This window comes from Mycolicibacterium iranicum (assembly GCF_014190915.1).
In the GTDB taxonomy this organism is placed as follows: Bacteria; Actinomycetota; Actinomycetes; order Mycobacteriales; family Mycobacteriaceae; genus Mycobacterium; species Mycobacterium iranicum_B.
In genome coordinates this window covers 205,308-216,434 of the sequence record NZ_JACHVU010000002.1, presented here as the reverse complement: position 1 = coordinate 216,434, position 11,127 = coordinate 205,308, and the positions used below count along the sequence as shown (strand labels likewise).

General features: G+C 68.8%; 11 protein-coding genes. 7 read left to right on the top strand and 4 right to left on the bottom strand.

From position 1 onward, the window contains the following. Positions 1–2 precede the first annotated feature (2 nt). On the bottom strand, positions 3–854 hold the full coding sequence (locus tag FHR72_RS04915) for an MlaE family ABC transporter permease (protein ID WP_183466818.1): 852 nt from the start codon (positions 852–854) through the stop codon (positions 3–5). Positions 855–1,209: 355 nt separating this feature from the next. Continuing rightward, on the bottom strand, positions 1,210–2,463 hold the full coding sequence (locus FHR72_RS04910; RefSeq protein WP_183466817.1) for a TetR/AcrR family transcriptional regulator: 1,254 nt from the start codon (positions 2,461–2,463) through the stop codon (positions 1,210–1,212). 337 nt (positions 2,464–2,800) lie between these two features. Between FHR72_RS04910 and FHR72_RS04905 the strand changes: the two genes are divergently transcribed. Beyond that, positions 2,801–3,169: a hypothetical protein gene (locus tag FHR72_RS04905; protein ID WP_183466816.1), complete on the top strand. Its 369-nt coding sequence runs from the start codon at positions 2,801–2,803 to the stop codon at positions 3,167–3,169. Positions 3,170–3,235: 66 nt separating this feature from the next. Further along, complete coding sequence (gene fadD8 / locus FHR72_RS04900; protein WP_183466815.1) at positions 3,236–4,879, top strand: fatty-acid--CoA ligase FadD8; 1,644 nt, start codon at positions 3,236–3,238, stop codon at positions 4,877–4,879. Between the two features lie 53 nt (positions 4,880–4,932). On the opposite strand, the gene FHR72_RS04895 is transcribed toward fadD8, so the two are convergent. Next, positions 4,933–5,601 carry a FadR/GntR family transcriptional regulator gene (locus FHR72_RS04895; RefSeq protein ID WP_183466814.1) on the bottom strand — a complete coding sequence of 223 codons (669 nt, stop codon included), beginning with the start codon at positions 5,599–5,601 and terminating at the stop codon, positions 4,933–4,935. A gap of 47 nt (positions 5,602–5,648) precedes the next feature. Between FHR72_RS04895 and FHR72_RS04890 the strand changes: the two genes are divergently transcribed. Together FHR72_RS04890 and FHR72_RS04885 are read left to right on the top strand one after the other, a co-directional pair. After that, positions 5,649–6,866, top strand: a complete 1,218-nt coding sequence (locus FHR72_RS04890; protein WP_183466813.1) for a CynX/NimT family MFS transporter — start codon at positions 5,649–5,651, stop codon at positions 6,864–6,866. A 24-nt stretch (positions 6,867–6,890) separates the two neighbouring features. Beyond that, positions 6,891–8,150, top strand: coding sequence for a hypothetical protein (locus tag FHR72_RS04885; protein ID WP_183466812.1), 1,260 nt, complete (start codon positions 6,891–6,893; stop codon positions 8,148–8,150). A 14-nt stretch (positions 8,151–8,164) separates the two neighbouring features. On the opposite strand, the gene FHR72_RS04880 is transcribed toward FHR72_RS04885, so the two are convergent. Continuing rightward, complete coding sequence (locus tag FHR72_RS04880) at positions 8,165–8,929, bottom strand: PIG-L deacetylase family protein (RefSeq protein WP_183466811.1); 765 nt, start codon at positions 8,927–8,929, stop codon at positions 8,165–8,167. 113 nt (positions 8,930–9,042) lie between these two features. Between FHR72_RS04880 and FHR72_RS04875 the strand changes: the two genes are divergently transcribed. The 3 genes from FHR72_RS04875 to FHR72_RS04865 are packed head-to-tail and all read left to right on the top strand — an operon-like array spanning position 9,043 to position 11,106. Beyond that, on the top strand, positions 9,043–9,738 hold the full coding sequence (locus FHR72_RS04875; protein WP_311736056.1) for an HAD family hydrolase: 696 nt from the start codon (positions 9,043–9,045) through the stop codon (positions 9,736–9,738). A gap of 9 nt (positions 9,739–9,747) precedes the next feature. After that, complete coding sequence (locus tag FHR72_RS04870; protein ID WP_183466809.1) at positions 9,748–10,191, top strand: nitroreductase family deazaflavin-dependent oxidoreductase; 444 nt, start codon at positions 9,748–9,750, stop codon at positions 10,189–10,191. 3 nt (positions 10,192–10,194) lie between these two features. Beyond that, positions 10,195–11,106 carry a 1,4-dihydroxy-2-naphthoyl-CoA synthase gene (locus FHR72_RS04865; RefSeq protein WP_183466808.1) on the top strand — a complete coding sequence of 304 codons (912 nt, stop codon included), beginning with the start codon at positions 10,195–10,197 and terminating at the stop codon, positions 11,104–11,106. Positions 11,107–11,127 lie beyond the last annotated feature (21 nt).

Sequence of the window (11,127 nt, the reverse complement as noted above, 5' to 3'; positions counted from 1 at the left end):
GTCTACAGCCCCACCCGCGGGAACAGCATGATGTAGAGCTGGCTGATGGCGACGTTGACGACCATCAGCACCAGGATCGATTCGACGACCGCGGCGTTCACCGAGTTGGCGACACCGGTGGGGCCGCCCTCGGTGGACAGTCCCTTCTGGCAGGACACCACGGCCACGATGGCGCCGAAGATGACGGCCTTCACCAGGGCCACCACCATGTCTCCGGTGGTGGCGAACGAGGCGAACGTCGCGACGAAGCTGCCGGGCGCCCCGTTCTGGAAGTACACGTTGAACAGGTAGCTGGCCAGGAAGCCGACGAAGCAGACGACGCCGGTGAGCGCGACGCCGACCATGATGGCGGCGGCGAAGCGCGGCACCACCAGGCGACGCACCACCGAAACGCCCATGACCTCCATCGCATCGGTCTCCTCCCGCATGGTGCGGGAGCCGAGGTCGGCGGTGATGGCCGAACCGACGGCGGCGGCCATCAGGATCGCCGCGGTCAGCGACGCGGCCTGCCGGATCACGGCGAGGCCGCTGGCCGCCCCGGCCAGCGACGTCGCGCCGACCTGTCCCGCCAGCAGCGCGAACTGGATGGACAACGTCACGCCGATGGGCAGCGCGACGAGCACGGTCGGGAGCACCGCGGTGCCGGCCATGAACGCGCCCTGCCGGATGAACTCCTGCCATTGGAACCGGCCGGTGAACAGGTCGATGAGGAAGAACTGCACGGTGTGCACGGCGAGGATGAATTGATCCCCGACAGTGGTGAGGGACGCCAGCGGATGTCGTCTGACGTAGCCTCCGGCCCAGTCCTGCACGACCTGGGTGCCCGGGATGTCGCCGGCCTCTTTCGCTGTCATACCGGCCGCCGTAACAGGTGAAACCTCGTGACTGGCAACAGCATTCGCGGCGTATCCGGGCGGGGGGCGGTCGTGTGTCGTCGCTGGGCCACGCGCGCCACCTTCCCGCTCGGGCGACCCGTCACTGCGTCAGGTCCACTTGTTTAACTAGGTCGCTAGCCGTTCGACACGGTAGGGCGGTGACGTTGTTCGCGTCAAGCTTTCGCCGAACATTCATTAACATACGGCTGCCGGACGGGCCACGACCGCGATTTCGCGCTTTCGGCACAGCGACTTTCGGCGGGCGTCGACGCGCGGAATATGCGCGCGCGACAATTCGGCGTTCGGAACGGTGGCCGTTCACACGGCCGGGAGATCAGCGGGTCTTCTTCCTGACCCGTCGTCGGGGAGGTGCGGGTACGGCCCCGCCGAGCAGCAGTATGCGCAGCAGCTTCGCCACGACCAGCCGCGAGGATTCGGTGTTCTCATAGCGGACGAGCCTGCCGACGTCGATCACGAGCGCGAACGCGGCATGAACGGCGAATCTCGCTTCGTCGGGCGACATTCCCGGCCGCGCCTCGGCGACTTGCCGAACCCACGCCTCGACCGTGGCCCGCTGGATGTTGTGCAGGACCCCACGATCCTCGGCCGGCACGTTGACCCGCTCGGCGTAATACACATATGCCAGTTCCGGATTGACGAACGAGCGCCAGACATAGGCGTCGATCAGCCGCGACACCGCCTCGCGGGCATCGGTGGTGTCGCTCAGGATCGTCGTCACGTCGCCGGACACCCGGTCCGCCGCACGGCGGTACACGGCGGCCAGGATGGCGCCTTTTCCGTTGAAGAACCGGTAGAGACTGGAGGTGGGCGCCCCGATCGCCGAGGCGATGTCGTCCATCCCGGTCTCGCGGTAACCGTGCTTGTTGAACAGCAGCATGGCGGTGTTGAGGATCATCTCGTAGTCGCCGGCCGCGCTGATCGCCGTATTCCGGGCGCCCACCGCCTCGCTCGCCGTCGAGATGGGCGGCAGTTCGGCGTCCCGGATCTCCGAAGCCATGGTGGCCAGCAGCCTGCGCAGGTCGGGCGCCGCCAGCTTGGCGTGGTGATCGGTGATGCTGCCGATGGCACTGAGCACCGCCGCGGAGATCGTCCAGCGCTGCTTGCTGTCGAGTTCCGGGCGCATCTGCAGCAGGGGCCGTTGCATACGGCGATTAACAAGTTTGATCTGGGCGTTGAGGACGGCCTGGTCCTCGGCTTCCAGGTACCGGCCCTCCCAGCGGTACAGACTGCCGCTGGTCCGGTTCTTCAGCGTCACGTCGATCAGCGCCCCGACGATCTGGTCCCACAGGCCTGCGGGGTCTGACAGGGCGGCGTCGTCGGCGAATGCCGTGCAGGCCACGAGTTGTTCCCCCAGGCCCAGCACCGCTGCGCGGAACAGGTCGTACTTGCGCGTGTAGTGGCGGTACAGGGATGCGGCGGTCACACCGACGCGCGCAGCGATGTCCTCCATGCTGACCGCGTGATAGCCGAGTTCGCTGAAGGCCTCCGCCGAGGCGCGCGCGATCTGCTGTTTGCGGTCCTTGGGCCGCCTGCGGTCCTCCGAGCGGACTGCCGCAGTACCTGACACAGGGCTCACCCTAGCGGCGCCGCGGTCCCCGTGAAGGCGCGTCGGCGGCAGAAGTTGCCGGAAGGCGTCGGCCGTGATCTCTCCTTCGGTCGCGCCGGGGGCGAATCGGCCGACATTCCCGCCGCACGGTGGTACACATAGTGCCGAAGTGCAGGCTCGTCCACGCCAAATAGGTTATTGCGCGCGGTCCTTGAATCCGGGTCCTGAAGAGCCTCGCGAGAATCTGTTAGATGGTGATTAACTTCGTGCTGGCGCGTGGGGATCGCGCATGGCATTGTGACGTTGCCGTCACAGATGGCCGGCGCTGAATCTCGGGGTGAGCATGGAACTTTGTCCGGTGGCGAACCGACCACTCGCGGTCGGTATCGCAGTGATCGGCATCGGCCAGCTGCGCAGTGACACTTGCCATTACGTCGAGCGCGCGGCCGCCGGCGAGAGCTTCGACCTCGTGTGGCGCCGACGTGCCGTCGCCCGGCTGAGCGCGTTCGACGCGGCGCACGACCACTGCGCCGCCCCCGTCGCGCTGAACGTCCTCCGCACCCGCGCGGCGACGTTGGTGAGCAGGGTCGTCGCCGGAGAGAGCCTCGCCATCGAGCACCTGGGCGGCGCCGTCGCGGCCCTGCGCCCCCTGGAGCATGTCGCCCGGGACCGGCCCCGCAGGCTCGATCCGGAGTTCGGCCCCGGACCCCTCCGCGTGGACGCGTGACGGCTGATCGGGCCAATCCGGTAGACCCTGCTGACTAAAACTGGAACACGTTCTAGTCTGTTGGTCATGACTTCGGCTGTTGCTCCCTCGCATGAGCGCTCGTCAGACGCCCAGCTCCGCCATTTCCTGCACTCCGGCCACCTGACCGTCGGCGCGCTGAAGCGTCACAAGGACCGGCCCGTCCTGTTCCTCGGCGACACCACGATGACCGGCGGCGAACTCGCCGACCGCATCAGCCAGTACATCCAGGCCTTCGAGGCGCTCGGCGCGGGCACCGGCGCGGCCGTCGGCCTGCTGTCGCTGAACCGGCCCGAAGTCCTGATGATCATCGGCGCGGGCCAGACGCAGGGCTATCGCCGCACCGCACTGCACCCTCTCGGCTCGCTGGACGATCACGCGTACGTGCTCTCCGACGCCGAGGTCACGTCGCTGATCATCGACCCCAACCCGATGTTCGTCGAGCGTGCGCTGGGGCTGATGGAGAAGGTGCCCTCGCTCAAGCAGGTGCTGACGATCGGTCCGGTGCCCGAGGAGTTGGCCAAGGCCGGCGTGACCGCCGTCGACCTCAGCGCCGAAGCCGCGAAGTACTCCCCCCAGCCGCTGGTCGCCGCCGATCTCCCTCCCGACCACATCGGCGGGCTCACCTACACCGGCGGCACGACCGGCAAGCCCAAGGGCGTCATGGGCACCACGCAGTCCATCACCACCATGACCACCGTGCAGCTCGCCGAATGGGAGTGGCCGGAGAACCCGCGCTTCCTGATGTGCACCCCGCTCTCGCACGCGGGTGCGGCGTTCTTCACGCCGGTGATCGTCAAGGGCGGCGAGCTCATCGTGCTGACGAAGTTCGACCCGGCCGAGGTGCTGCGTGTCATCGAAGAGCAGAAGATCACCGCGACGATGCTCGTGCCGTCGATGATCTACGCGCTGATGGACCACCCCGATTCCCACACACGCGACCTGTCGTCACTGGAGACCGTCTACTACGGCGCCTCGGCGATGAACCCGGTGCGGCTGAAGGAGGCGATCCGCCGGTTCGGTCCGATCTTCGCGCAGTACTACGGCCAGTCCGAGGCGCCCATGGTCATCACCTACCTGTCGAAGAAAGAGCACGACGACAAGCGGCTGACGTCGTGCGGGCGGCCCACGCTGTTCGCGCGGGTGGCCCTGCTCGGCGAGGACGGCACGCCGGTGCCCCAGGGCGAGGTCGGTGAGATCTGCGTCGCGGGCCCGCTGCTGTCGGGTGGGTACTGGAACCTTCCGGAGGCCACCGCCGACACGTTCCGCGACGGCTGGATGCACACCGGCGACCTGGCCCGCGAGGACGAGGACGGGTTCTACTTCATCGTCGACCGCACCAAGGACATGATCGTCACCGGCGGCTTCAACGTGTTCCCCCGCGAGGTGGAAGACGTTGTGGCAGAACACCCGTCGATCGCCCAGGTATGTGTGATCGGCACCCCCGACGAGAAGTGGGGCGAGGCCGTGACGGCCGTGGTGGTGCTGCGGCCCGATGCCGACGGTTCCGAGGGTGCGGTGTCGACGATGATCGCCGAGATCCAGGCGTCGGTGAAGGAACGCAAGGGGTCGGTGCACGTGCCCAAGCAGGTCGTCGTCGCCGACTCCGTGCCGATCACGGCGCTGGGCAAGCCGGACAAGAAGGCGGTGCGGGCGCAGTTCTGGGAAGGCGCCGGGCGTTCAGTCGGCTGAGCCGACGATCAGGCCGGGTCGGCTGAGCCGACCGCAAGCGTGCAGTCGGTGCGCTAGCAGGGATCGGTCGAGTCGATGCCGGCGAGGATCCGGTCGATGAGTTCGCCGGCCATCCTGGCGGCCTCGTCCGCGTCGCCGTCGGCGATCCGGTCCAGCAGCGCGCCGTGGTCGACCATCTGCACCGGCACGTTCCGGGTGGTGGCCACACTCGCGGTGATGGTCTCGATGAGCCCGCGGTAGAGCTCGGTCAGGATGGGGTTGCCGGACGCGCGGACCACCGTGAGGTGGAACTCGGCGTCGGCGCGGGCGAAGTCGTCGGTGCCGTCGGCGTCGTCGGTGCGGGCGAGCAGCGTGCGCAGTTCGGCGATGTCGCCGGGGGTGTGGTTGGCCGCAGCCAGCCGGGCACCCTCCACCTCGAGCGCGCGGCGCACCTGGAGGACGTCGCGCAGCTCGGCGCCGCAGAGTCTGCGCAGCGCGCCCGACACCTCGCTGGTGGCCCGGACGTAGGTGCCGTCGCCCTGACGGACTTCGAGCAGGCCCGCATGCGAGAGGGCGCGCACCGCCTCACGGACGGTGTTGCGGCCGACACCGAGTGATTCCACGAGCAGCGTCTCGTTCGGGATGCGCTGCCCCACGGGCCACTCACCCCCGCTGATGGCACGCCTCAGCTGCTCGATGACCTGGTCGACGAGACCGGTGCGGCGGGCAGTGGTCAACGGCACCCGCATACCCTTTCGTCCAATGATGGGATGTATGGCACTGTAGCAACATGCGCACCGGCACGAAGGACGTCTTCATGTCTCCGTCCGACGGGACCCGCCTCCCGACCGTGGCCGGCGGCGCCCTGCTGGCGGTGGCTGTCGTCCTCACCGCGCTCAACCTGCGACCGGCGGTCACAAGTGTCGCGACCGTCCTCGGCGACATGCGCGCCGAGCTGTCGGTGTCGGCCACCTGGGCGGGTCTGCTCACCACGCTGCCCGCGCTGTGCTTCGCCGCCGCCGGGTTCGCCGCCCCCTGGCTGGCGAGCCGGATCGGACTCGGCCGCACCATCTCGGCCGCGATGATCGCCCTCACCGCGGGTCTGGCCCTGCGCGTCGTCGGCGGACCGCATCTGGTCATCGGCGCCACCCTGATCGCCTGCGCCGGCATCGCGCTGGCCAACGTGCTGATCCCCGTCGTCATCAAGGGATCGTTCCCGGCGCGCGTGGGGCTGATGACCGGCATCTACACCGCGGCGCTGCAGGGCGGTGGGGCCCTGGGCTCTGCGGTGACACCCGGCCTGGAGAATCCGCTGGGCGGCTGGCGCGAGGCGCTGGCGTCCTGGGCGGTGATCTCGTTTCTGGCTCTCGCCGTATGGATTCCGGCCACCCGCAGGCACCGCAGCGCGTGGGCTCAGCACACCAGCCGCACGGGCGAGCGCCGGTCGCTGCTGCGGAACCCACTGGCGTGGACCGTGACGCTGTTCTTCGGCAGCCAGGCGTTCATGGCCTACATCGTGATGGGCTGGCTGCCCGCGGTCTTCATCGACAACGGCGTCGACAAGCTCGACGCGGGACTTCTGGTCGGTTTGACCTCGCTGGTCGGGGTACCGCTGTCGCTGATGATCGCGCCGCTGGCCGCGCGCCGGCCCAGCCAGAGCGCATGGATCGTCGCGGTGGGGCTGGTCGGTCTCGTGGGCACCGTCGGGCTGATGGTGGCGCCGGCCGCGCAGCCCCTGCTGTGGAGCGTGCTGATCGGCGTCGGCATGAGCGCGTTCTCCTTGGCGCTGGCGGTTCTCGGGCTGCGGGCACGCACCGCCGAGGACACATCGCAGCTCTCGGGTATGGCGCAGGGATTCGGCTATCTGATCGCCGGGACGGGCCCGTTCCTGTTCGGGCTGCTGCACGACGTCACGCACGGGTGGACCGTGCCGTGGGTGATGTTCCTCGTGGTCTACGTCGTGCAGATCGTCGCCGGAGCACTGGCGGGGCGCGCCCGCTACGTCTGACCGGACCCCGGGCACAATCACGGCATGCGCAACTACGCCGGTGACCATCTCGGTCTCGACTTCCCGGCCGACCCCGCATCGCTGTCGCACGCAGGACCGTCCTTCCTGACCGACGCCTTCCGTCGCGCCGGTTCGCTGGCGACCGACAACGAGATCGTCGCCGTGGACGACCTGCAGGAGTTCCGAGGGGGTAGCACCGGACGCAAGGCCGCGCTCACGGTCTCCTACCGCCGGCCCTGTGATCTTCCGCGCGAGCTCTTCGTGAAGTTCTCCCGCGACTTCGATGATCCGGCACGGGATCTCGGACGTGCCCAGATGGCTCACGAGGTGCAGTTCGCCCTACTGACCCGCACCCCAGAGTTCCCGATCGCGGTGCCGCGCTGCCTCTACGCCGACTTTCATGCCGGGTCCGGCAGCGGAATACTGCTGACTGCGCGGATACCGTTCGGCCGCAAAGGGATAGAGCGCCAATACGAGAAATGTGCCGACCATTCGATGCCCGAGCCGGTGGAACACTACCGGGCGCTGTTCAGCGCGCTGGGCGCTCTGGCCGGCAGCCAGAAGGCCGGACGGCTCGGTATGGGCTCCGATTTCGCGGTCGACATCCGCAGTCTGTCGGTCGGCCAGCGGGCGCCCTACAGCGTCGAACAGCTGCAACGCCGCGTGGACCATCTCGCCGAGCTGGCAGTCCGCCAACCCGCGCTGCTACCCACCGATGTCGCTGCGCCGGAATTCCTTTCGCGGCTGCGCGACGAGGTCGGGGTGATCTCCGGCCGGACCGACATCCTGTGGGAGGGCCTTGCCGCCGAGCCGGACCACATCGCGCTGTGCCACTGGAACGCCAACGTCGACAACGCGTGGTTCTGGCGTCAGGACGCCGGCCTGCGATGCGGGTTGCTCGACTGGGGATGCGTGGGTCAGATGAACCTCGCGATGGCGCTCTGGGGGGCGATGTGCAGCGCGGAGACCGCGATGTGGAACAACCACTTCGACGGACTGCTCGACCATTTCCTCGCCGAGTACACCGCGGCCGGGGGCCCGGTCGTGGATCCAGCCGCACTGCGCCGGCATCTCCTCACCTATGTCGCTCTCATGGGGACCGCCTGGTTGCTGGACGTGCCGGGGTATCTGCTGAAGCTGCTGCCCGAGCCGGTGCCCGACCGTTTCGACCCGCGAATCGCCGGCAGTGAGCAGGCCCGCAGCCGACTGCTGATGATGACGAACTTCCTGAATCTGTGGCAGCGCTGGGATGTCACCGACGTGCTGGGCGGCGTCGCGCCGTAGGGCCCCGCCCGGGGTCAGCGGAAGACGAGCTCCCCGGCGGCAGGCATCGGCGGTACGAGACCGCCGGACAGCGCGGGATCCCCGCCCAGCGCCCGGCACGGGACACGACCGCGAAAGCTCTGCGCCGCCAGCAGCTTTCGTTCCAGCGCCGCCGGGGTCACCGGGCTGGTGAACGCCCTGTCCCACGGCACCGCGCCGTCACCGGGGCTCACCCACTGCCACATCCACACCGGGTACTCCATCGACACCGCGCCGGTGCTGAGCGCAGCCGATGCCGCGGCGTTGCCGACGGCCTCGTGGTCGGAGTGCCCGTCGCCACGCCACGTCGCGGCGCACCACGTGCCTACGGGTTTGGTGGCCAGGATTTCGACCAGTAGATCGGCGAGGCGCTGCTCGTGCTGCGCCACGTCGCCGCCGGGCAGTCCCAGGCAGATGGGCGCCGGCAGCCCCAGCAGGCCGGTCGCCCGCTGCAGTTCGCTCCTGCGCGCCTTCTCCAACTGAAAGCGTTGCAGCAGAGGGATATCCGGGAACCCGATGCCGCCGTCGCTGGCAACGACGACTTGTACCCGCACCCCGGACGCAGCCAGTTGCGCCGCGGTCGCACCGAAACCGACAGTGACATCGTCGGGGTGCGCTCCGACGACGACCATCTCAGAGCAGCCGCGCAGGTCCAGTTCGGGCAGATCCAGCCGGGCGTCGGACCACCCGTACCCAGCGGCGTCGGTGTTCGTCGGCTGCGTCGCGAGCCGGTGCCTGCGCCCCGTGTGCGCCGTCGTCACGCCGCCGCCGGCAGTTCGTCATGTGCAGGTGCGCTCATCACTGCCTGCCCGGGCTCGTTCACGGGCGTTGTTTAGCCACTGAGCGAAGTTTTCACACCTGGCAGGATGAAGCTGTGGCTGACCTCGATACGGTCCTGTTCGATTTCTCCGGCACGCTGTTCCGGCTCGAAGAAGACCCGAGTTGGTTCGACGGCATGGAACTCGACGCCGAGGAGAGCCGCGAGATCGACGGCCACGTGCAGGCCGAGCTGATGCGCAGGCTCACCGCGCCGACCGGGCGATCGGTGTCCATGACGCCCCAGGCCCTCGAGGCATGGACCCACCGTGACCTGGCGCCCCATCTGCACCGTGAGGCATATCTGCATGTGCTCCGCGAGTCGGGTCTGGCCCGTCACCACGCCGAAGCGCTGTACGGCAGGGTCATCGATCCGCAGAGCTGGACCCCGTACCCGGACACCGCGGCCGTGCTCACCGGCCTGCACCGGCGGGGCGTCCGTACCGCCGTCGTGTCCAACATCGCGTTCGACGTGCGGCCGGCGTTCACCGCGCTCGATGTGGCCGACGACGTCGACGAGTTCGTGCTGTCCTTCGAAGTCGGGGCCGTCAAGCCCGACGCCGCGATCTTCCGGACCGCACTCGACCGGCTCGGGGTGGATGCGGAGCGCACGCTGATGGTCGGCGACAGCGACGAGGCGGACGGCGGGGCGAGGGAGCTGGGGTGCGCCTTCGCGCTCGTCGACCCGATGCCCACCCACGAGCGCGCGGAGGGACTGCTCACGGCGCTGCGGACCCACGGAATCCGGCTGTAGCTTCGGGGCATGGGAGAGCGCATCCGCCCGCCGTGGTGGCTGAAGTACGTGAACAAGGCGATGATCGCGGTGAACAGGACCGGCCTGCTCAAGGACGGTCCCGTGGTCCTGACCGTGACGGGCCGCAAGTCCGGTCAGCCGCGTTCGACGCCGATCACCCCGTTCGAGGTCGACGGCGCACGCTATGTCGTCGGCGGCCTTCCCGGTTCGGACTGGGTGCGCAACGCACAGGCCAACCCGGAGGCGATCCTGGTCCGCGGCAGGACGCGGGAACCGGTGCGGATGGTCGAGCTGCCCGCAGAGCAGGCGCGTCCGCTGCTGCGGCAGTTCCCGGTGCTGGTGCCGACCGGTGTCGGGTTCATGAAGAACGCGGGCCTGGTGACCGGACCCGATCCCGACCAGTTCGAGGCACTGGCCGGGCGATGCCCGGTGTTCCGCTTCGATACTGTCTGAGGCGTGTCTGCCGCTGAAAGCACTCCGTTCGACGCGAGCCTCTGGGAGCCGGTCGCCGGCTTCGAGGACCTGACCGACATCACCTACCACCGGGCGAAGGACCAGCCCACGGTCCGGGTGGCCTTCGACCGGCCCGAGGTGCGCAACGCATTCCGGCCGCACACCGTCGACGAGCTGTACCGGGTGATCGACCACGCCCGGATGTCGTCCGACGTCGGGGTGGTGCTGCTGACCGGTAACGGCCCGTCGCCGAAGGACGGCGGGTGGGCGTTCTGTTCGGGCGGCGACCAGCGCATCCGGGGCCGTAGCGGCTACCAGTACGCCTCGGGCGAGACCGCCGAGAGCGTGGACCCCGCGCGGGCGGGCCGGCTGCACATCCTCGAGGTCCAGCGGCTGATCCGCTTCATGCCCAAACCGGTGATCTGCGTGGTGAACGGGTGGGCGGCCGGCGGCGGGCACTCGCTGCACGTGGTGTGCGACCTGACGCTGGCGTCGCGGGAGCACGCCCGGTTCAAGCAGACCGACGCCGACGTGGGGTCCTTCGACGGCGGCTACGGGTCGGCCTACCTGGCGCGGCAGGCCGGGCAGAAATTCGCCCGCGAGATCTTCTTCCTCGGACGGGCGTATACCGCCGAGCAGATGTACGCGATGGGCGCGGTCAACGAGGTCGTCGACCATGCAGAATTGGAAAACGTTGCCCTGCAGTGGGCTTCGGAGATCAACGGGAAGTCGCCGCAGGCCATCCGGATGCTCAAGTACGCCTTCAACCTGCTCGACGACGGGCTGGTGGGCCAGCAGCTGTTCGCCGGCGAGGCGACGCGACTGGCGTACATGACCGACGAGGCCGTCGAGGGCCGCGACGCGTTCCTGGAGAAACGCGACCCGGACTGGTCGCCGTTCCCCCGCTATTTCTAGGGATTTCGGTGTAGTCGGTCA